Origin of the sequence: Pseudomonas fluorescens, from assembly GCF_902497855.1 — a bacterium.
GTDB lineage: Bacteria > Pseudomonadota > Gammaproteobacteria > Pseudomonadales > Pseudomonadaceae > Aquipseudomonas > Aquipseudomonas fluorescens_BI.
In genome coordinates this window covers 699,236-721,523 of sequence record NZ_CABVHU010000001.1, presented here as the reverse complement: position 1 = coordinate 721,523, position 22,288 = coordinate 699,236, and the positions used below count along the sequence as shown (strand labels likewise).

Genomic DNA, 22,288 nt, shown 5'->3' with positions numbered 1-22,288 from the left:
AGAGTCTCCGATACTGTTGCGCCCTGACCCGAAGGAGCGTGGCATCAAGCCACCCCCACCTCCACCACGCTGCCATTCAAGCGCACCGGCCACACCCGCAGCCGTTGCTGCGGGTACTCCAGGCAGCTGCCGTCCTCCAGACGGAAGTGCTGCTTGTAGATCGGCGACGCCACCACCAGGTCGCCCTTGATGCTGCCGACCAGGCCGCGACCGATGACGTTCGCCCCGGATTGCGGGTCATGGTTGTCGATGGCGTACAGGGTCTTGCCGTGAACGCTTGGCAGGTAGAACAGCGCCACTTGCGCGCCGTCGAGCCAGACGACCACGCCGGAGTTGCTGACCAGATCCCGTTGCTCGCATACCGTTTGCCAGGCCTCGGGGTTTTCCAGGGAATCGATGCGTTGGGTATTGGACTGGCTCATCAGGCAATCTCCTCGATAACAGGGATAAGGTTGAGTTCGGCGGCCATGATCGGGCGCCGCTGGCCGCGTTCCTGGACAAAGTGGATGTCCGGGTCCGGGCGTTTATCGTTGACGAAGGTGCGAAAGCGCTTGAGTTTTTCCGGGTCCTTGAGGGCGTTGGCCCATTCGCATTCGTAGCGATTGACCACCAGCTGCATCTGCGACTCGAGTTCGGCGCCCAGGCCGAGGCTGTCGTTGATGATCACGTCCTTGAGGTAGTCCAGGCCGCCTTCCAGGCTTTCACGCCAGACCGAGGTGCGCTGCAGTTTGTCGGCGGTGCGGATGTAGAACATCAGGAAGCGGTCGATGTAGCGGATGAGGGTCGCATCGTCGAGGTCGGTGGCGAACAGCTCGGCGTGGCGCGGACGCATGCCGCCGTTACCGGCGATGTAGAGGTTCCAGCCTTTCTCGGTGGCGATCACGCCGACGTCTTTGCTTTGCGCCTCGGCGCATTCACGGGTGCAGCCGGAAACGGCGAACTTGAGCTTGTGCGGCGAGCGCAGGCCCTTGTAGCGGTCCTCGATGGTCAGGGCCATCTGCACGCTGTCCTGCACGCCATAACGGCACCAGGTACTGCCGACGCAGGACTTCACCGTGCGGGTCGATTTGCCGTAGGCGTGCCCGGTCTCGAAACCGGCTTCAATCAGCTCGGCCCAGATGTCCGGCAATTCATGCAACTGCGCGCCAAACAGGTCGATGCGTTGGCCGCCGGTGATTTTGGTGTAGAGGTCGTATTTCTTCGCCACGACGCCGATCGCGATCAGTTTGTCGGCGCTGATTTCGCCACCGGGAATGCGTGGCACCACCGAGTAGGTGCCGTTCTTCTGCATGTTGGCCATGAAGGTGTCGTTGGTGTCCTGCAACGGCACCAGCGAGGCGTCCATGATCGGCTGGTTCCAGCACGAAGCGAGAATCGAACCCACCGCCGGCTTGCACACATCGCACCCGGTGTGGCCACGGCCGTGTTTGGCCAGCAGTTCTTCGAAGGTGATCACCCCTTCTACCCGCACCAGTGCGTACAGCTCCTGGCGAGTGTAGGCGAAGTGTTCGCACAGGCTTTTGTCGACGCTGACGCCACGGGCAATCAGTTCATGCTCGAACACCTGTTTGAGCAACCCGGCGCAACCGCCGCAACCGGTGCAGGCCTTGGTCTGCGCCTTGAGCAGGCCGAGGTCGGTGCAGCCACGGTCTATGGCCGAGCAAATGGAACCCTTGGTCACGTTGTGGCACGAGCACACCGTGGCCGACTCGGGCAAAGCGCCCGGGCCCAGGGTCGGCGCGCCTTCGGACGATGGCAGAATCAGGCTGGCCGGTTCCGCAGGCAGCACAATGGCGTTCTGCATGTATTGCAGCAGGGTGTCGTAGTAGCTGTTGTCGCCGACCAGCACCGCACCGAGCACGTGTTTGCCTGTGGCATCCACCACCAGGCGGCGATAGCTGGCGCTGGTTTCGTCGATGAACTGATAGCTTCGCGCGCCGGGCGTGTTGCCGTGGGCGTCGCCGATGGAGCCGACATCGACCCCCAGCAGTTTGAGCTTGGTCGACATGTCGGCGCCGGTGAACGGATCCGCGACCTGTTGGCACAACCGCGCCGCGACGCTGCGTGCCATCTGGTAGCCCGGTGCGACCAGGCCGAACAGGCTGCCGTTCCAGGAGGCGCATTCGCCGATGGCGTAGATGTTCGGGTCGATGCTCAGGCAATGGTCGTCAATCACCACGCCACCGCGCGGACCGATGTCCAGCGCGCATTGACGGGCCAGCGCATCTTGCGCACGGATACCGGCGGAGAACACCACCAGGTCGGTTTCGAGGAATTCGTCGTTGGCGAAGTTCATGCGGTAGCGGTAGTCCTGCCCCGCACTGATCGATTGGGTGGCGCGGGACAGGTGCACACCGACGCCCAGCCGTTCGATCTGCGACTTGAGCGCCAGGCCACCCATCTCGTCCAGCTGCACCGGCATCAACCGCGGGGCGAACTCCACCACATGGGCTTCCAGGCCGAGGCTTTTCAGGGCGTTGGCGGCTTCAAGGCCGAGCAGGCCACCGCCGACCACCACCCCGCGACGGGCGTTGGCGGCCGCGGCACGGATCGCGTCGAGGTCTTCAAGGGTGCGGTAGACCAGGCGCGAGTCGCCCTCGGCGCCTTCGATCGGCGGCACGAAAGGATAGGAGCCCGTCGCCAGCACCAGCTTGTCGTAGGCGACGCAACCTTGGGCGGTGATCACCTGGCGACGGGCGCGGTCGATTTCCAGCACCGGCACGCCCAGGTGCAGGGTGACGCCCGGGGTCTGGTACAGCGCTGCGTCGGACAACGCCAGCGACTCGGCATCACGGCCGGTGAAGTACTCGGAAAGGTGCACACGGTCGTAGGCGCGCATCGGCTCCTCGCTGAACACGTGCAGCCGATAGTGATCGAGGGCACCGCGCTCGATCAGCTGTTCGACACAATGATGTCCGACCATGCCGTTGCCGATCACGATCAGCGTTTGCAATTTGTTCAACGCGGCAACATTGGAATTCATAAGTAGTACCCGGCTCAAGCCCGTCACGGTTCAAAAATGCAAAAAAAAACGCCTGAAACCTTGCGGTTCCAGGCGTCTTTGCCTGTTCTTTTGCGGTGTTGAAACCAGACGTCTATGCCTGATTCACCGATGTTGCCCACGAATCGATCGTCGTTGACCGAGGGGGCTGCCCACTCGACTGTATTCGCGGCGGGCCTGATCAGTGATATGCAGCGTTTGTGCCACATCTTGCAGGCAGCGCTTGCGGCCCGCGTTTCAGACGCTTGGCGATGAACAGGCGCTCAGTGGGATATCGCCGGTTTTGCCTTCGCATAGTGCAGCGGCACGCATCGGGGCTTTATAAAAGTGCACGCAGGCGCGCGGATGGTTCAACGCGGGGGATTGAGCAACGCCTCGCGCAGCAGCCTCGCTGCCGGCGAGTCCGGAACGCCTGTGCGCGACACCAGCTCATAGGGCTCGCTGCGCGAAGTGATGGGCAGCGGCAACGTGGTGGTAAAGCCGTAGCCGGAGCAGAATTTCGCCACGTCAGTCGACACCAGTGCGACCAGGGTCGGGTTTTCCTGGAGCAGCGACAAGGTCGCGAAGGCTGAGGTCGTCTCCAGCAGGTGCACCGGGAAGCGCAGGTCGGCCTCGTGGAATTCCCGCTCCAGCAGCAGGCGCATGGGCATGTTGGCGCGATAGACCACCCAGCGGTAATCCACCAGGTCCTTAAGGGACAGCCGCCGCGCATAGGCGAACGGATGCTGGGTGCTGGCGATCACCGCCAGGGTTTCCTCGACGAAGGTCGCGCTCTCATACAAGTAGGGCGTGGTGCTGACGGTGGTGCGGCAGATCGCCAGGTCCAGGCGCCCGGAATCCAGCTGGCTGAGCAGCGCGGCGCTGGTGTCTTCGACGATCTCGATGGACAGCTTCGGGTGTTCGGCAATCACCCGGCTGATCGCCGTGGTCAATAAAGGCACGGCGCCCATGATGGTGCCGACCGCCACCCGTCCACCCTCACCGCTCATGATGCCGATGATCTCTTCGCGCAGGTGCGCGAGGTCGGTCTGGATCAGGCGCGCGTAACGGATCACCGAGCGCCCGGCATCGTTTGGCTCTAGCCCGCGGTTAGTTCGGGTGAACAGCGAGGTGCCAAAGGTGGTTTCGATTTCCTGCAGCGCCTTGCTGGCACCGGGCTGGGTCAGTGCGACCTGCTTGGCCGCGCCCAGCAAGGAGCCGTGCTCATCCAGGGCTATCAATAAACGCAGCTGCTTGACGTGCAGCCGGGACATGATCGAGTTCAGTGAGGGCGTCATCAGGGTTAACTAGAAGTTATAGAGGTATCGAAAGTTGTCAGTATCGGGGCTCGCCACGACGGCCCTATAGTCCACTCCACAACCAGGCAATGCAATGGGTTTGACCAGAGCGCGAGAGCGCTCCTGCCTCCCGGCCGATTGCGACAACAACAATCCTGTATAACTTGTGGTGAATCATGTCCCTCATCAATTACGTCACCAAGATCCAGTTCGGCTATGACAGCCTGCAGCAACTGGCCTCGGAAGCCGAACGCGCCGGCATCACGCGTCCGCTGATCGTCACCGACGTCGGTGTACGCAATGCCGGTATCGTCGACAAAGTCATCGCCGCCCTCGGCGCCAGCCTCACCCCGACGATTTTCGACGCCACCCCGTCCAACCCTAACGAGCACGCGGTGCGCCAAGCCGTGGCGCAATACCACCTCGGCGAGTGCAACGGCATCATCGCCGTCGGCGGCGGTTCTTCCATCGACCTGGCCAAGGGCGTTGCCGTATGTGCGACCCACGACGGCCCGCTGCACAGCTTCGCGGTGATCGAAGGCGGGCTGGATCGCATCACCTCGGCCACCGCCCCTCTGATCGCGATTCCGACCACCGCCGGCACCGGCAGCGAAGTCGGGCGCGGCGCCATCCTGATCCTCGACGATGGTCGCAAAGTGGGCGTAATCTCACCTTATGTCGTGCCACGCGTGGCCATCTGCGACCCCGAGCTGACCCTGGGCCTGCCGCCCATGCTCACCGCCGCCACCGGTATGGACGCCATCGCCCATTGCATCGAGACCTTCATGGCGCCGGCCTTCAACCCCGCCGCGGACGGCATCGCCCTCGATGGCCTGTGGCGCGCCTGGGAACATATCGAGCGCGCCACCGCCGAGCCGGGTGACCGCGAAGCGCGGATGAACATGATGAGTGCGTCGATGCAGGGCGCCCTCGCGTTCCAGAAGGGCCTGGGCTGCGTGCACAGCCTGTCCCACGCCTTGGGCGGGATCAACCCGAAGCTGCACCACGGCACCTTGAACGCGATCTTTCTGCCCGCAGTCGTGGACTTCAACGCCAACGCCCCCACCGTTCGCGATGAACGCAAACTCGAACGCCTGCGCCACGCCATGGGCCTGGAGGCCGGCGCGAACATCGGTACCGCGATCGAGGACATGACCCGCCGCCTGGGCCTGCCGACCCGCCTGCGTGACATCGGCGTCGACGAGAGCCTGTTTGCCGGGATCGTCGAAGGCGCGCTGCACGATCACAGCCACAAGACCAACCCCCGCGAAGCCTCGTCCGCGGACTACCTGTCGATGCTCCGGCAGTCGCTGTAAACAGCCGCTATCCCACAACAATAAAACAGGAGGCAGCCGCATCGTCGAATACGCTTCGACGCCAGCGGCACCATCATGAACCCCACTGTCCTTATCGAACGGCAAGACGCCATTGCCATCGTCACCCTCAGCCACCCGGGAAAAATGAACGCCCTGACCTTGTCCATGTGGCAGGACCTGGGTGACGTCATGACCGAGCTGGCCGCTGACGCCACTGTACGCTGCGTGGTGTTGCGCGGTGCCGGCGAACAGGCCTTCGCCGCCGGTGCCGATGTCGGCGAGTTCCCGAGCGTGCGCGCTGATCAGGCGCAAGCCCGGCTGTATGCCGAGGTGACCTCGGCCGCCATGCGCGCCGTTGTCGAGTGCCCGCACCCGGTCATCGCGATGATCCACGGCGTATGCGTCGGCGGCGGCCTGGAAATCGCCGCGCTGTGTGACCTGCGCATCTGCGGCACTTCCAGTCGCTTCGGTGCGCCGGTCGGCAAGTTGGGCCTGGTCATGTCTTATGACGAAATGGCCGGATTGGTGGCGTTGGCTGGGCGCTCGACGACCCTGGAAATTCTGTTGGAAGGCCGAATTCTCGACGCCAACGACGCCTACGCGAAAAACCTCGTGACCCGCGTGGTGCCCGATGCCGAGGTCGAAGGCGAAACCCTCGCCACCGCCAGACGCATTGCCAACGGCGCGCCCCTCGTCGCCCGCTGGCATCGCCAGGCCGCACGCCAGCTCGAAGCCGGCGTTGCACCCACCGCCGAGCAAGTCGACAGCAGTTACGCCTGCTACGACACCGAAGATTTTCAGATCGGCCTGAACGCTTTCATCGCGAAAGCCAAACCACAGTTCAAGGGGAAATGACATGGGACCGCTGACAGGCATGCGCGTTGTAGAACTGGCTCACATCATGTCCGGCCCGGTGTGCGGAATGATGCTGGCCGACATGGGCGCCGACGTGGTGAAAGTCGAGAAAGTCCCGGACGGCGATGACTCGCGCCGCTTCTCGCCGATCATGGCCAGCGGCGAGTCCGCCTCGTTCATGGTGGTCAACCGCAACAAGCGCGGCATCGGCCTGAACCTGAAGACCGAGGGTGGCCGCGACGTGTTGCGCCGCCTGTTGCTGGAGGCCGACGTGGTCACGGAAAACTACCGTGCCGGCACCATGGAAAAATTCGGCCTGGGCTATGAAGCGCTCAAGGTGATCAACCCCGGGCTGATCTACTGCGCGATTTCCGGTTACGGGCGCAGCGGGCCGTTCGGCGAGAAAGGCGGTTTCGACCTGATCGCCCAGGGCATGAGCGGCATGATGAGCATGACCGGTGAAGCCGGGCGCGAGCCGGTCAAGGCCGGTTCGCCGGTGGCCGACATCAACTCCGGCATCCTTGCCGCCCTCGGCATCTGCGCCGCCTACGCCGCCAAGCAGAAAACCGGCCTGGGGCAGATGGTCGACACTTCGTTGTTCGAAGCCGGCCTGCAACAGATGTACTGGCCGGCGGCCGCGTACTTCGCCGATGGCACCATTCTGCCGAAGATGGGCTCGGCCAACTCCACCAGCGCGCCGTACCAGGTGTTCCGCACCGCCGACGGCTGGATCAACATCGGCGCCGCCAACCAGGCCAACTACGAGCGACTGGTCGAGGCCCTGGCCGTTCCCCAACTGAAAGCCGATCCACGCTTCGCCAGCAACGCCTTGCGCATGGAACACCGCCTGGCCCTGGTGGACATTCTCAACGAAGTGCTCGTGGCGCGCACCACGGATGAATGGATGGTGTTGTTCGACGACCTCGGTCTGCCTGCCGGGCCGGTCCTGGACATCGCCGCGGCGCTGGCCCACCCGCAAACCATCGCCCGGGGCATGGTCGTCGAGACCGAACACCCCACCGAAGGCCGGGTACGCGGCATGGGCCTGCCGATTCACTTCTCCGACATGGACAGCGCCGCGCCGCCAACCAGCCGCCACGCACCGCTGCTCGGCGAACACACCCGCGAAGTGCTGAAGGAAAGTGGTTATGCGCAAGATGAGATCGATGAGTTGATTCGAACCCGGGCGGTGGTGGCACTGGCGTCCTGAACCACCTACCGGTGCAGGAGCGACCTGCATCGTTGGAGGGTGGGAAACACCAAACCCTGTAGGAGCCGGCTTGCCGGCGAAGGCGTCTCCTGAGGCGGTGCAAGACTCGAGGCCGCCTTCGCCGGCAAGCCAGCTCCTACACAAGCAGCGTTCGATCAATTGAATCCGCGTTTTTTAGAACAACAACAATAAAAAGGTGAACATCATGAGCCGTATCTTGACCGAGGCCGTCAGCCGCCGATCATTCCTAATGTCTGCCGGCATCACCGTCGGCGGTGCATTCGCCGCCAACCTGCTGCCCTCCAGCGTCTTCGCCGCGAGCAAACCCATCGTGCTGCGCTACACCAGCAGCCTGCCCGACACCCATCCGTTGAACATCCAGATGAAGGCCGCGTCGCTAGCGATCAAGGCCGAAACCAACGGCGCGGTGGACCTGCAGGTATACGCCAACGGCGCCATGGGCGGCGACACCGACATGCTGTCCCAGGTGCGCGCCGGGGCGATCGACTTCATCCCATTGCCCGGCGCGATTCTCTCCACCCTGGTGCCCGCCATGTCGATTGAAAGCATGCCGTTTGCCTTCAAGGACTACGACAGCGTCTGGGCCGCCCTGGACGGCAAGCTGGGCGAGTACGTGCGCGCCAAGACCGCCAAGGTCGGCCTGATCCCGATGGAAAAAGTGTGGAACAACGGCTTCCGCCAGATCACCAGCTCGACGCGCCCGATCTTCACCCCGCAGGACCTGGCCGGCTTCAAGCTGCGGGTGCTGGTCAGCCCGCTGTGGACCTCCATGTTCAGCGCCCTGGGCGCCTCCCCGACCGGCATCAGCATCAACGAAACCTACTCGGCCTTGCAGACCAGAGTGGTCGACGGCCAGGAAAACCCGCTGGTGGTGGTCGAGTCCGCGCGCTTCTACGAAGTGCAGAAATACTGCTCGATGACCGACCACATCTGGGGCGGATTCTGGATCGTCGCCTCGGGCAAGACTTTTCCGAAACTGCCGGCGGATGTGCAGGAAATCGTCTCCCGACAGATCAACGCCGCGGCACTGGTCCAGCGTCAGCAGGTGATCGACCTCAACGCCAGCCTGGAACCGTCCCTGACCGCCCATGGCATCACCTTCAATAAGGTCGACCGTTCATTGTTCAGGGCCGACCTGCAATCGAAAGGCTTCTACACCCAATGGAAGGAAAAGTACGGCGACGAAGCCTGGAGCTTGCTCGAGCAGTACGCGGGTCAACTGTCCTAAGCCGGAGACAAGGTCATGAAAAACGAACTGCCAATGACGGATGTTTCTCCCGCTGAAGGACTCAGCCCACGCGCCGCCACCTTTCGTCTCGGTCGCGCGCTCGACACCGGCCTGCGCTGGTTGACCGAAGGCAGCGCAGCGTTGCTGGTGGTGGTCGAAGTCGTGTTGCTGTTCTGCAACGTGTTCTCGCGCTACGTGCTCAACCAGCCGATCGTCTGGGGCGACGAACTGGCCTCGCTGCTGTTCCTCTGGCTGGCGATGCTCGGCTCGGTAGTGGCGATGCGCCGGGGCGAGCACATGCGCCTCACCTCGTTCATCGCACGGCTGCCCGTGGAAAAACGCGCCTTCGTCGACACCCTCGGCGCCGTGATCGTGATCACCTTCATCGGGTTGCTGTTCACCCCGGCCTGGGAGTACGTCAGCGACGAATGGATCATCACCACCGCCGCCCTGGAAATCCCCAACGCCTTTCGCGTATCCGCCATCGCCGTCGGCCTGAGCCTGATGCTGATGACCTGTGTCGCCCGCCTGCTGACCAGTGCGCGGTTGATCGACTTCTCGGTGTCGGTGGCGATGCTCGCCTCCCTCGGCGGATTGCTGTGGGTGGCGGAAGGCCCGCTGCTGCTGATGGGCAACTGGAACCTGGTGATCTTCTTCATGATCGGCGTGATGGCGATGATCATCATCGGCGTGCCGATCATGGTCGCGTTCGGCCTGGCCACCGTGGCGTACCTGTCGACCATGACCGGCACGCCCCTGAGCCTGGTGGTGGGCCGGATGGACGAAGGCATGGCCAGTCTGATCCTGCTGGCAATCCCGCTGTTTGTATTCTTGGGCGCATTGATCGAGGCCATGGGCATGGCCCGGGCGATGATCAGTTTCCTGTGTTCGTTGATCGGCCATGTGCGTGGCGGCCTGTCCTACGTGCTCATCGGTGCCATCTACCTGATTTCCGGTATTTCCGGCTCGAAGGCTGCCGACATGGCCGCCATCGCCCCGGCGCTGTTTCCGGAGATGAAGAAGCGTGGCGAGGATGAAAACGAACTGGTGGCGATGCTTAACGCTTCCGGGGCGATGTCGGAAACCATTCCGCCAAGCCTGGTGTTGATCACCATCGGCTCGGTGACCGGCGTGTCGATCTCTGCTCTGTTCACCGGTGGCTTCATGCCGGCGGTGGTGGGCGCGATCGCCATGGCGGCGGTGATCTGGTGGAAGAACCGCAAAGGCGAGGCCTCTACCGGCAAACGCGCTTCGGGCAAGGAGATCGTGCACTCGCTGCTGGTCGCGGTGCCAGCCCTGGCGCTGCCGTTCGTGATCCGCACCGCGGTGGTCGAAGGCGTCGCCACCGCTACCGAAGTCGCTGCCATCGGCGTCGCCTACACCTTTATCGTAGGCCTGCTGTGCTACCGCTGCTTCGACTGGCGCCGCCTGTATCCGATCCTGGTCAGCACCGCGTCATTGTCCGGCGCGATCCTGATCATCATCGGCAGCGCGACCGCCATGGCCTGGGCCCTGACCCAGTCGGGCTTCTCCCATCAACTGGCGCAAGTGATGTCGACGGTGCCGGGGGGTGCGCTGGGTTTCCTGATCATTTCCGCCGTGGCGTTCATCCTGCTGGGCAGTTTTCTGGAAGGCATCCCGGCCATCGTGCTGTTCGGGCCGCTGCTGTTCCCGATTGCCAAGGCCATGGGCATCCACGACGTGCATTACGCCATGGTCGCGATCTTCGCCATGGGCCTGGGCCTGTTCGCCCCGCCCTTTGGCGTGGGCTTCTACGCCGCCTGCGCCATCGCCAAAGTCGACCCCAGCGGCGCCATGCGCCGGGTCTGGCCGTACCTCGGGGCACTGGTCGTCGCCCTGGGCGTGCTGATCGCCGTGCCATGGATCTCCATCGGTTTCCTGCCCACTAAATAAATCATCCTTTGCCATCCCGGCCGACGGTCGCCGTTGCGACTGTCGGCACTTTCAACCACGAGGTTGCCCATGAATTTTTCCACGCTGGAAGCCGGTATTGCCGCCACCGAACGCCACCTGATCGTCGACAAGCAACGCACTATCTCGTTCCTGGGTGAGGACTTGCGCATCTATGCCACGCCACGCCTGGTGAACGACATCGAACAAACCTGCCTGGACTACCTGCTCACCTTTCTCGACGAGGGGGAGAACACCGTCGGTGCGGCAGTCGATATCCGGCATGTCGGCGCCACGCTGTTGGGCATGTCGGTGAGCATCGTCGCCACGGTCACCCGGGTCGAGGGTCGCAGCGTGACCTTCAATGTCGAAGTGCGCGATGACGTCGAGCTGGTGGCGACCGCCGCCCACACCCGGGTGGTGGTGAACGTGGCCAAACTGCGCAGCCGCGTGCAGGCCAAGGCCGAAGCGGCGGCCGCCGGCGAAGTCGAAGACGGCGTGCTCAGCCCTTCCCAATTCGCCGCGTCGCGCTGAGCAAGGGACGAGCCCATGATCACCCTGCATGAACGCAACGGCCTGCCGAACCTGGCAGCCGAGGATGCATTGCCGATTGTCGACGCCCACCATCACCTGTGGGACCTGGGCAACGGTCGCTACCCCTGGCTGCAGGACGAGTATCACGAGCAATTCTTTCTCGGTGACTATCACAGCCTGTGCCGTGATTTCCTGCCGGAACACTTCCTCGCCCTCACCGAGAAACAACGCCTGGTGGGCACGGTGCACGTCGAGGCCGAGCGCGCCCGCGACGAGCAGGTCGCCGAGACCCGCTGGCTGGAACAGGTGCACGCACGTTATGGCTTTCCGAACGCCATCGTCGCCCATGCCTGGTTCGACCGCGAAGACAGCGCCGAGATTCTCGCGGCCCAGGCGGCCCGGCCATTGGTCAAAGGCATACGTTCGAAGCCGGTCACTTCGGCGTCGCCGGACGTGTCGATTGCCGGCGCCAAGGGAACCATGCAGGACCCGAAATGGCTGGAGGGCTTTTCGCGGCTGGCTGAACACGGCCTGTCGTGGGACCTGCGCGTACCGCCCTGGCACCTGGTCGAGGCGGCTGAAGTGGCGGCGATGTTCCCGCGGATCCAGATCGCCCTGAACCACACCGGGTTCGCCTGGGATCGCAGCCCGCAAGGCATGGCGCGCTGGCGCAAAGGCCTGGAAGCACTGGCCTTGCAGCCCAACGTGCAGATCAAGCTGTCGGAGTTCGGCCTGAAAGATTCGCCCTGGAACTACGACGACAACCGGGTGGTGGTCCTGACGGCGCTGGAGATCTTCGGGCCCGAGCGCTGCATGTTTGCCAGCAACTTCCCGGTTGCCGGTTTGCGCGCCTCCTACGACACGATTGCCGATGGCATGTCGGCGATGCTCGCGCCCCTGGGTCGGGCGGTACAGGAAGCGGTGTTTGCCGGTAATGCCCGGCGCTTTTATCGTCTGGAGCAATCCCATGAATGACGTCTCCCCCTTCGACTGGCGCGCGCGTTTCCTGGCCAGCGGCGAAGACGCGGACTTGCCGATCGTCGACGCGCACCAACACTATTTCGACATCGAGAAGCATTACTACCCGTGGCTGAACGATCGCCCGTTGCGGCCCTTTCGTTATGGCGATTACTCGTCGATCTGCCGTAACTTTCTGCCTGAAGACTATCGGCGGCTGGCGGGAAACCATCGCATCGTGCAGACGGTGGTCATCGAGGGTGAATGGGACCCTGCGACGCCCTTTGATGAGGTTCGTTTTGTCGAGTCATTGGCCAAGGACGAACCCACCCTGGCCGCAATGGTGGCGCAGGTCTGGCTCGATCGTGACGACTCGGCGGATCTGCTTCGCCTTTACGGCGATCACCCATTGGTGCGCGGCGTACGCCACAAACCCGTGGTGACCAGCCGTGAGGCATGGCGTGAAGATTTCGCGGCGCCAGGCTCCATGCGCGATCCCCGGTGGCGCGAGGGTTACGCCCGACTGGCGGAAAACGGCCTGCACTTCGAATTGCAGGCGCCCTGGTGGCATCTGCCGGAAGCCGCCGAACTGGCCAGGGACTTTCCCGAGGTGACCATCGTGGTCAATCACACGGCGTTGCCGGCGGATCGTTCGGAGCAAGGTCTGGCCGGCTGGCGCGACAACCTCGCGTTGCTCGCCCGGGAGCCGAACGTCGCGCTGAAGATTTCCGGCATCTGCATTCCCGGCAAGGCATGGCCCGTGGAGTCGAACCGCGTGGTGGTCAACGATGCCATCTCGATTTTCGACGTCAGTCGCTGTGCCTTTGCCAGCAATTACCCGGTCGACGGAGTGGTAAACAGCCTCGGCGAAGTGCTCGACGGCTTCAAGACCATCGTCCGCGTCCGTTCCCTCGCCGATCGGCTTGCCCTGTTTCATGACAACGCCCGACGAATTTATCGACTCACTTGATTCCGATTTTTACAGCCCTTCAGGAGGTCCCATGTTTGAAGTTTCAGGCCACAACTACATCGCAGGCACTCGTTCGGCACAAGGCTCGAACACCTTGCAGAGCTACGATGCCAGCACGGGTGAAGCCCTGCCGTATCAATTCCATCAGGCGACAGCCAACGAAGTGAATGCGGCCGCCGAAGCAGCGGCCTCGGCCTTCCCGGTCTTTCGCAATCTTTCGGCCGAACGCCGCGCCGGGTTCCTCGACGCCATCGCCACCGAGCTCGAGGCGCTGGACGATTCGTTCATTGCCCTGGTGTGCCGGGAAACCGCCCTGCCCGTCGGCCGCATCCAGGGCGAGCGGGCCCGCACCAGCGGGCAGATGCGCCTGTTCGCCACGATGCTGCGCCGCGGCGATTTTTATGGCGCGCGCATCGACCGTGCTTTACCGGACCGCCAACCACTGCCCCGGCCGGACCTGCGTCAGTACCGCACCGGGCTCGGTCCTGTCGCCGTGTTCGGCGCCAGCAATTTCCCGCTGGCCTTCTCCACTGCCGGCGGGGACACCGCCTCGGCCCTCGCCGCCGGATGCCCGGTAGTGTTCAAGGCCCATAGCGGTCATATGGCCACCGCCGATTACGTCGCCGATGCGATCACTCGCGCGGCGCGCAAGACCGGCATGCCTGATGGCGTGTTCAACATGCTCTACGGCAGCGTCGGCGAGGCCCTGGTCAAACACCCGTCGATCCAGGCGGTGGGCTTCACCGGCTCGTTGCGCGGCGGGCGTGCGTTGTGTGACATGGCGGCGGCGCGCCCGCAACCGATCCCGGTGTTCGCCGAGATGAGCAGCATCAACCCGGTGGTGCTGATGCCCCAGGCGCTGAAAGTCCGGGGTGAGAAAATCGCCAGCGACCTGGCCGCTTCCGTGGTGTTGGGCGCGGGGCAGTTCTGCACCAACCCTGGTCTGGTGCTGGGCATTCGCTCGCCGGAGTTCTGCGCATTCCTCGAACGTTTTACCGGGCTGATGGGCGAGCAACCGGCGCAAACGATGCTCAACGCCGGCGCGTTGAAAAGCTATTGCCACGGCCTGGACAACCTTCGCGCCCACCCCGGCATCACCCACCTGGCGGGCGCCGAGCAACAGGGCAACCAAGCGCGGCCACAAGTGTTCAAGGCCGACGCCAGACTGTTGATCGAGGGCGATGAGTTACTGCAGGAAGAAGTCTTTGGCCCGACCACCATCGTGGTCGAAGTCGCCGACCAGGCCGGGTTGCTCGAGGCGTTGAACGGTTTGCGCGGTCAATTGACCGCCACCCTGATCGTCGAAGATGCCGAAATCGACACCTTGGGCGGCGTTCTGGCCCTGCTGGAACAGAAAGTCGGACGCGTGCTGTTCAACGGTTACCCCACCGGGGTCGAGGTCTGCGATGCCATGGTCCACGGTGGACCGTACCCGGCGACTTCGGATGCACGCGGTACGTCGGTGGGGACGCTGGCGATCGATCGCTTCCTGCGTCCGGTGTGTTACCAGAATTGTCCCGACAGCTTGTTGCCGGACGCGTTGAGGAACAGCAATCCGCTGGGTATTGCGCGCTTGATTAATGGGGTCAGCAGCCGCGACGCGCTGTAACTCACCCAGCCACGACATCAACTGACACCCCTTGTTAACCACCACTCTGACACCTGTTGAAAAACAGGTGACGGACGCTCTCGTCCAGAAAAACCGCAGTATCCACAACAACAAAAACAGAGGAAGCCCCATGCAAGTTCAACTTCAGCCGAAACAGCGCTTTTGCAAATTGATGTTGGCCGTGACTGCCGCCGTGATGTTCAACACGGCGAACACTCAACTGGCCATTGCCGAAACCCCGACCACCGCGACGACAGCGACCACCGCGCCGATGCAATGTGCAACCGAAGCGACACCTCGCTACACCAAGACTCCTACCGGTTATCTCATGGTCCTGCGTATGGGCGACAACGCCTTCAAGGAACTGAGCAAGCTGGCCATCGCCGAAAAGATCCCGAGCGCCTCCATCAGCGGCATCGGCTTTGGCAACGTCAAGTTCGGGTTCTGGAACAAGGACAAAAAGGACTTCGACGCCAAGACTTTCAGCAACGTTGAAATGGCCAGCATTACCGGCTCCGTGGCCTGGAAGAACGACCAGCCGTCGATCCACATGCACGGTGTTGCCGGCGACGCCAGCTTCCAGGCCTATGGCGGCCACATACTCGACTTCGAGGTTACCACCGGCTCGATGGAGATCACCCTGATCGTCCACCCGCGTCGCCTGGAGCGCGGGATCGACCCGTGCATCGGCGCCAATGTGCTGAGTATTTAACCCAAGACCCTGCGACTCAACAACATCGCTCCCGCAGGCAGCGCACTTTGCCGACACCCGCCATGGCGGGAGCAACCCTGACATCCATTGAACCTTGCATCTGACCGATAGCATGCGCGGACTCGTCCGCTCCCAACTTCAAACTACAAAAAAAGGGGCGATATACATGAGCAACAAGAAAACGGCGCTAACGGTTGCACTGGGCGCTATTGCACTCGGCAGCCAGGCCCACGCGGACTTCCTGAGTGACAGCAAAGCTACTTTGGGGATGCGCAACTTCTACTTCAATAACGACAACCGCGACGGCACGGCCGCGCCTTCGAAAACCGAAGAGTGGGCCCAGGGTTTCATGCTCGACTACAAGTCGGGTTATACCGACGGCACCATCGGTGTTGGCGTCGACGCCCTGGGGTTGATGGGCGTTACCCTGGACAGCGGCATGGGGCGGCACGTCGGCAGCTCGATGATTCCTTCCGACAGCGACAACAGCGCGGTCGACCAGTGGAGCCGACTGGGACTGACCGGCAAGGTCAAGGTGTCGAACAGCGAACTGCGCCTGGGCACGCTGATGCCGAAGCTGCCGATCCTGGTCTCCAACGACGGCCGCCTGCTGCCGCAGACCTTCGAAGGTGGCCAGATCACTTCGGGCGAGTTCAAGGACCTGACCCTCGTCGGAGGTCGAATCGAACATGCCACGGGACGGGGTTCAAGCGACCGGACCGGGTTGGCCGCCACCGGTGGCACCCGTGAGAGCAACGCATTCGACTTCGCCGGTGGCGACTGGAAAGTCACCAGGGACCTGACCGCCCAGTATTACTATGCCAACCTCGACAACTACTACACCCAGCAGTTTGTCGGCCTGATCCACACCCTGGCCATCGGCGACGGTCAATCCCTGAAAACCGACCTGCGCTACTTCAAGACCGATTCTTCCGGGGCCAACGGTTCGGGGACCTCAGGTTATCGAATCAGTGGTTACACAGAAGACAATGACGGCGAGATCGACAACCGCACCTGGAGTGCCGCGCTGGTGTACACCCTGGGTGGCCACGGCCTTACCGCAGGCTACCAAAGCGTTTCCAGCGGCAGCAACTTCACCCAGCTCAGCCAGGGCAACCTGCCCGACAAGGGCGCCGGTGGCGCCAGTCTGTACCTGTATACCGATCGCCTGATCCAGACCTTCACCCGCGCGGGCGAACGCACCGCCTTCGGCCAGTACGCCTACGACTTCGCCGCCCTCGGCATGCCCGGCCTCAAAGCCTCGGTCATGTACTTGAGCGGCGACCATATCAAGACGGCCTCGGGGGACGACCAGAAGGAATGGGAACGGGATATCAGCCTGGACTACACGATTCAGTCCGGCGCGCTCAAGGGCGTCGGCGTCGGCTGGCGTAACGGCGAGACCAACAGTGAAGCGTCCCGGGATCAGGATCAGAACCGGTTGTTTGTCAGCTACAGCCTGCCGCTGCTCTGACCCCGCGGGCACAGTATTTGTGTACGGCCCCGATCCCCTGTAGGAGCTGGCTTGCCAGCGAAGGCGGCGTGACAGGCGACATCGATGCTGGATGTACCGGCCTCTTCGCTGGCAAGCCAGCTCCTACATTTGAACTTCGATCTTTTTATTCAGGGCATGCAGCCCTAGATCATCGGCGAACTACTGACCACCCGCAGCGCCAGTCCTTCATAGGCATCCAGGGTGATGGTGAAATCGCCCTCCGGGGTGAGATCGCCTTCCACCCGTTCATTGATGATGTCGACCACCGGCCCGGGGGCAATATTGGGCAGGTGCAGGGTTTCGGTGATCGGTGTCGAGCCGAAGTTCAGCGCGGTGATTTGCGTACCTTTGCCGGCCGGCAATTCATGGACCATGACCAGCAACCCCGGATGCTCGACGTCCGGCACCAGGATCTGGCGGCTGGCGGCGATGTCATAGGCGCGGCGCGCCGCGAGAATCTTCTGCAGCTGCGAGGCGAACGAATCCGGGTCGTCCAATTGACTGCTCAGGCTGCCGTACAAGGTTTTCGCCCGCGGCATCTGGCCCGCCGACAGCGGTGCATCGGGATTCAGATCGACCAGGTCGTAGGCTCCGCGATGAATCCAGCGGGTATCGCCGTCGAGCATCAAATCGGCGACCTGCTCCGCCGGCAACGGCAACGCACCCACCAAATCCCAGCCCGACAGGGCGAACACGCCGGGCTGCATGGCGTTGTACATCACCAGCAGCAGATGGACCTGGCGGATCTGCTGGATATCCGCCGGGGTGATCGCATCGAGGTCGCGAATGCCGAGCGCCGCGGTGATGATGCTGGCGGTGGTGCAGGACACGCCGTTGGTGACGAATTTCAGGTTATAGGGGGCATGCTCTCCGGCCAGGCGTTCGTACATCTGCTCGCGGATGTGCTCGCGCAAGATGTTGCCGGGAAAGGTCTGGCCCTGATAGAGGAAGGTGTCGTGGGCGTGCAGGGTCCAGAAATGCACCAGTTCCAGGGTCAGTTCGTCATGGTTCTGCAAGGCATGGATCAACGAGCCCGGATCGATGCCGAGGTTGTGCATCTGACGCAGCATCAGGCGCAAAAATTCGGTGTCGCCCATCAGCAACGCATGCTGGTAGGCCGGTCGGGTGATGAAGTCATACGAGAGGTCGGCCCCACCGTGGGACATGGAGGCGATGTCGTCGACCGTCAGGTTCAATTCCTGGAAACTGAAGCCGCCAGCCTTGCGAATCGCGCCGCCCAGCAACTGGTTGCCGGTGATCGAAAGCGGGTGGCTTTCGGACCAGGCGGTGCCATCCAGCTTGCGTTCGACGCCGAGGAAGCCGTTGGCGTCCAGGCGCAGGATCTTCGCGCCCATGACATCGATCGCGTGCAACGCGTCGCCGATGATCATCTGCTGCGCGGCGAAGGTCGGGTCCAGCCAGTTCAACGACGGTTGCCCCTCCTTGAAGTAATGCAGGTAGACCCAGCGCCGCGGCTTGCCATCGACGCCCATCACCACCGATGTCGCGCTCCAGTCGGTTTCCTTGACTCCCGGTTCGAAGAAGATCACCCGCTGCAACTGGCCGACGATGTAATGCTTGTCCCGCAGCACGTCCACCTGCGGCGGAGTGAGGTTCTGCGCATCGCGCCCCTCGGCGATTTCCGGCAGCAGCGGCCAGTCCTCTTCGCGGATTTCCACCATGTGGTAGAGCCCCGGATAGTCCTCATACGCCATCTCGGCCAGGCGAAAATCCGCACCTTTGCCGGTATGCGAGGGGATGACGTCATCGATGATCACTGCGTTGTGTGCGGCGGCCATGCGGGTCAGCGCGTGAAGTTGGGCGTCGGTGCCCAGTTGTGGGTCGATGTCGAAGCTGATCCGGTCGAAATTGCCGTCGATCGTCGGGGTGAATTCGCCGTTTCTCAGGCCACCAGAGCGTTTCAGCGGGCCATTGTGAATACCCTGGATGCCGATTTTCGACAGCGCGTGCCACAAGGTTTCGTCGCCGAGCGCTTCAAGCACGGTACCCTCTTCCCGGGTGATGATGGAAGCCGGGTACGCGGTGAACCACACTGACGCCAGGGCGGAAGCATCCCGGGGCCGCGTATGGGCATAGGGCTGTTGCCACAATCGACCTTGCCCGGAGTAAAGCCGGGCCCGCTGCCTTGCGGCATGTAGCATGGATTGCTCGACCAACCAGGTCACTTGGGTCTTTTCAGCAGCCGTCATATAAACAATTACCTATTGTCGGGGTGAAACCGCAATCGGCCATTGCATCGGTACCAATGGCTCCGCTCGTCTTCATATGAGGCCCTGGTGTGGTATTCGTTGCATCGCCGGGGAGTGATATCCGCGCGGTTATGCCGGGCGACGCGGGGCGACCGGCCAGAAGTCCGGCTTTCAAGCGTCCCAAGGTGCCACTGCATCAACGTCAATGGCATACCGCGCAATGGCCTCGGCACAGACGCTGACGTCGAGGCGTCCCTCGTGTACCAGTGAAGTCAGCGCACTCAAGACGATCTGATGGCGGTCCACTTCGAAGAACCTGCGCAGTTGGTTGCGGGTATCGCTGCGGCCAAAACCGTCGGTGCCGAGTACGGTGCAAGGGGCCTCGAGATAACTCGAGATCAACTGCGGCAAGGCGCGAACGTAGTCGGTGCAGGCAATGATCGGCGCCGCCCCTTCAAGCGACGCCTGTACATGGCTGCAGTGCGCGGGCTGTCCAGGATGCAGACGATTCCAGCGTTCCACTTCACGGGCATCACGGGCCAACTCGGTGAAGCTGGTAACGCTCCAGACCTGGCTGTCGATTTCCCAATCGCTGGCCAGCACCTCGGCGGCGGCAATCACTTCGCGCAAGATGGTGCCGGAACCCAACAGCCGGACGGTGCCGCGTGCATCCTCGACCTCATGCCGGGCAAACAGGTACATGCCCTTGATGATCGCCTGTTCGACACCTTCCGGGAGGTTGGGCTGCGGGTAGTTTTCGTTCATCAAGGTGACGTAATAAAACTCGTCGACCTGACGCTCCAGCATCTGGCGCATGCCGTGATCCAGAATCACCGCAAACTCGCCGGCGAACGCGGGATCGTAGGCGCGGCAGTTGGGCACCATCGAAGCCATCAAATGACTGTTGCCGTCCTGGTGCTGCAGCCCTTCGCCACCCAGCGTCGTGCGTCCCGCAGTGGCGCCAAGCAGAAAGCCGCGGGCTCGTTGGTCCGCCGCCGCCCAGATCAGATCGCCGATGCGCTGGAAGCCGAACATCGAGTAGTAGATGTAGAACGGCAGCATCGGCAGGCCATGCACCGAATAGCTGGTCGCGGCGGACACCCAGGAACTGATGGCACCGGCCTCGCTGATGCCCTCTTCGAGAATCTGGCCATCCAGTGCTTCGCGATAACTGAGGATCGAACCGATGTCCTCCGGTTCATAGCGCTGCCCGACGCTGGAATAGATACCGATCTGCTTGAACAGGCTGGCCATGCCGAATGTGCGCGCCTCATCCGCCACAATTGGCACGATTCGCGGCCCCAGTTGCTTGTCCCGCAGCAAACCGCTGAGCATTCGCACGAAGGCCATGGTGGTGGACATTTCCTTGCCTTCGGCGGCGATGGCAAACCCGGCGTAGCCGTGTACATCGGGCACAGCCAATGACGCTGAGGTGGCAGGCCGCGAAGGCATGTACCCGCCCAGTGCACGGCGGCGTTCATGCAGGTAGCGCATTTCGGAACTGTCTTGCTCGGGTTTGAAAAAACTCAACGAGATCGCCTGCTCATCGGTCAACGGCAGGTTGAAACGGTTGCGGAACGCGAGCAATGCCTCGTGATCGAGTTTTTTCTGCTGGTGGACGGTCATCCTGCCTTGCCCGGCGTCCCCCATGCCGAAGCCTTTCTTGGTTTGCGCCAGGATCACCGTGGGCTTGTTGCCCTCAAGCATTGCGCTTTGATACGCGGCATAGATCTTGACCATGTCGTGCCCGCCGCGCTTGAGGCGGTCGATCTGCTCGTCGCTCAGGCCTTGGGCCAAATGCGCCAACGCCTCGTTCTGGCCGAAGAAATAATCGCGATTGAAGCGCCCGTCCTTGGCCGCGAATGTTTGAAACTGACCATCGACAGTGCTGGACAATGCCCGGACCAGCGCGCCGTCTTTATCCCGGGCAAACAGTCCGTCCCAGTCGGAGCCCCAGACCAGTTTGATCACATTCCAGCCCGCACCGCCGAACAGCGCCTCCAGCTCATCGATGATGCGCCCGTTGCCCCGGACCGGACCGTCCAGGCGCTGAAGGTTGCAGTTGATCACCCAGACCAGATTATCCAGCCCTTCACGCGCCGCCAGGGTCAGTGCCGACATGCTTTCCGGCTCATCCATTTCACCGTCGCCAAACACCCCCCAGACGGTGCGCCCACGGGTGTCTTGCAGGCCGCGGTGCTCCAGGTATCGCATGAAGCGCGCCTGGTAGATCGAGCTGATCGGACCGATGCCCATGGAGCCGGTCGGGAACTGCCAGAAGTCCGGCATCAACCAGGGGTGCGGATAACTCGACAACCCCCGGGCGCCATTGATGCGCGCGCCGATCTCTTGTCGATAGTGGTGAAGATCCTGTTCCTGCAGGCGTCCCTCGAGAAAGGCCCGGGCATAGACGCCTGGTGCCGAGTGCGGCTGGTAGAACACCAGATCGCCGCCAGACGTTTCGGTCCGGGCCTTGAAGAAGTGGTTGAAGCCGACTTCAAACAGGTCTGCGGCGCTTGCATAGCTGGCGATGTGTCCGCCCAGTTCGCCATAGGCGTGATTGGCCCTGGCCACCATCGCCAGGGCATTCCAGCGCATGATCGATGCCAGGCGCTCTTCGATGGCCAGGTCCCCCGGGAACACCGGTTGCCGGTCAACGCTGATGGTATTGATGTATGGAGTGCCATGGCTGGGCCGCCAGCCAATGTCTGCAGCGCTGGCCACGGCCACCAGCATGTCGAGGATCTGTTTTGCCTGGGCCGTACCGCCGTGGGTAATGACCGATAGCAAAGCCTCACGCCACTCGGCAATTTCCTGTGCGTCTTCGGCAGTCTGGCCCGACAATTGGGCGTGGGTATCGGACGGGTTCATGGGCAACTCCTGCAGGTGTCGGGTAACACTTCAAGGTGGCGCGAATGGCTCGCTCGGGCGAGGCTTTTGACCTGTTCTACCGCGTCCAGGACGCAGGACCCTGTATTCGAC

At 62.8% G+C, this 22,288-nt stretch carries 16 protein-coding genes; 11 read left to right on the top strand and 5 right to left on the bottom strand.

The features are described from left to right. Nucleotides 1-44: 44 nt before the first annotated feature. From nirD to F8N96_RS03285, 3 genes are all read right to left on the bottom strand, one after another. Entirely contained in the window at nt 45-422 is a 378-nt protein-coding gene (gene nirD / locus F8N96_RS03295) for a nitrite reductase small subunit NirD (RefSeq protein ID WP_150796548.1), read from the bottom strand. After that, complete coding sequence (gene nirB / locus F8N96_RS03290) at nt 422-2,983, bottom strand: nitrite reductase large subunit NirB (protein ID WP_150796547.1); 2,562 nt, start codon at nt 2,981-2,983, stop codon at nt 422-424. Before nirB ends, nirD begins: the two co-directional genes overlap by 1 nt. A 368-nt stretch (nt 2,984-3,351) precedes the next feature. Further along, the gene (locus tag F8N96_RS03285; RefSeq protein ID WP_150796546.1) at nt 3,352-4,278 is read right to left on the bottom strand and encodes a LysR family transcriptional regulator; all 927 of its coding nucleotides are present in this window, start codon (nt 4,276-4,278) and stop codon (nt 3,352-3,354) included. Between the two features lie 176 nt (nt 4,279-4,454). Here F8N96_RS03285 and F8N96_RS03280 point away from each other — a divergent pair, with 176 nt between their 5' ends. The 11 genes from F8N96_RS03280 (at nt 4,455) to F8N96_RS03230 (ending at nt 17,075) form a co-directional block, all read left to right on the top strand. After that, entirely contained in the window at nt 4,455-5,594 is a 1,140-nt protein-coding gene (locus F8N96_RS03280; RefSeq protein ID WP_150796545.1) for an iron-containing alcohol dehydrogenase, read from the top strand. A gap of 75 nt (nt 5,595-5,669) precedes the next feature. Beyond that, the gene (locus F8N96_RS03275; protein WP_150796544.1) at nt 5,670-6,449 is read left to right on the top strand and encodes an enoyl-CoA hydratase-related protein; all 780 of its coding nucleotides are present in this window, start codon (nt 5,670-5,672) and stop codon (nt 6,447-6,449) included. A gap of 1 nt (nt 6,450) precedes the next feature. Then, complete coding sequence (locus F8N96_RS03270; protein WP_150796543.1) at nt 6,451-7,659, top strand: CaiB/BaiF CoA transferase family protein; 1,209 nt, start codon at nt 6,451-6,453, stop codon at nt 7,657-7,659. Between the two features lie 205 nt (nt 7,660-7,864). Then, entirely contained in the window at nt 7,865-8,908 is a 1,044-nt protein-coding gene (locus F8N96_RS03265) for a TRAP transporter substrate-binding protein (RefSeq protein WP_150796542.1), read from the top strand. 15 nt (nt 8,909-8,923) lie between these two features. Next, the gene (locus F8N96_RS03260) at nt 8,924-10,822 is read left to right on the top strand and encodes a TRAP transporter large permease subunit (RefSeq protein ID WP_150796541.1); all 1,899 of its coding nucleotides are present in this window, start codon (nt 8,924-8,926) and stop codon (nt 10,820-10,822) included. A 69-nt stretch (nt 10,823-10,891) separates the two neighbouring features. Further along, nucleotides 10,892-11,353 carry a thioesterase family protein gene (locus tag F8N96_RS03255; protein WP_150796540.1) on the top strand — a complete coding sequence of 154 codons (462 nt, stop codon included), beginning with the start codon at nt 10,892-10,894 and terminating at the stop codon, nt 11,351-11,353. A 15-nt stretch (nt 11,354-11,368) separates the two neighbouring features. Then, nucleotides 11,369-12,328, top strand: coding sequence for an amidohydrolase family protein (locus tag F8N96_RS03250; RefSeq protein ID WP_150796539.1), 960 nt, complete (start codon nt 11,369-11,371; stop codon nt 12,326-12,328). Then, nucleotides 12,321-13,280: an amidohydrolase family protein gene (locus F8N96_RS03245; RefSeq protein ID WP_150796538.1), complete on the top strand. Its 960-nt coding sequence runs from the start codon at nt 12,321-12,323 to the stop codon at nt 13,278-13,280. The genes F8N96_RS03250 and F8N96_RS03245 overlap by 8 nt, the downstream gene beginning before the upstream one ends. 31 nt (nt 13,281-13,311) lie before the next feature. Continuing rightward, nucleotides 13,312-14,889 carry an aldehyde dehydrogenase (NADP(+)) gene (locus F8N96_RS03240; protein WP_150796537.1) on the top strand — a complete coding sequence of 526 codons (1,578 nt, stop codon included), beginning with the start codon at nt 13,312-13,314 and terminating at the stop codon, nt 14,887-14,889. A 130-nt stretch (nt 14,890-15,019) separates the two neighbouring features. After that, entirely contained in the window at nt 15,020-15,601 is a 582-nt protein-coding gene (locus tag F8N96_RS03235; protein WP_150796536.1) for a PPC domain-containing DNA-binding protein, read from the top strand. A 166-nt stretch (nt 15,602-15,767) separates the two neighbouring features. Next, the gene (locus F8N96_RS03230) at nt 15,768-17,075 is read left to right on the top strand and encodes an OprD family porin (protein WP_150796535.1); all 1,308 of its coding nucleotides are present in this window, start codon (nt 15,768-15,770) and stop codon (nt 17,073-17,075) included. 164 nt (nt 17,076-17,239) lie between these two features. Here F8N96_RS03230 and treS read toward each other — a convergent pair whose 3' ends face one another. Both treS and mdeB read right to left on the bottom strand, forming a co-directional pair. After that, nucleotides 17,240-19,306, bottom strand: a complete 2,067-nt coding sequence (gene treS, locus F8N96_RS03225; RefSeq protein ID WP_150796534.1) for a maltose alpha-D-glucosyltransferase — start codon at nt 19,304-19,306, stop codon at nt 17,240-17,242. 171 nt (nt 19,307-19,477) lie between these two features. Beyond that, nucleotides 19,478-22,177 carry an alpha-ketoglutarate dehydrogenase gene (gene mdeB / locus F8N96_RS03220; protein WP_150796533.1) on the bottom strand — a complete coding sequence of 900 codons (2,700 nt, stop codon included), beginning with the start codon at nt 22,175-22,177 and terminating at the stop codon, nt 19,478-19,480. Between the last annotated feature and the right edge of the window lie 111 nt (nt 22,178-22,288).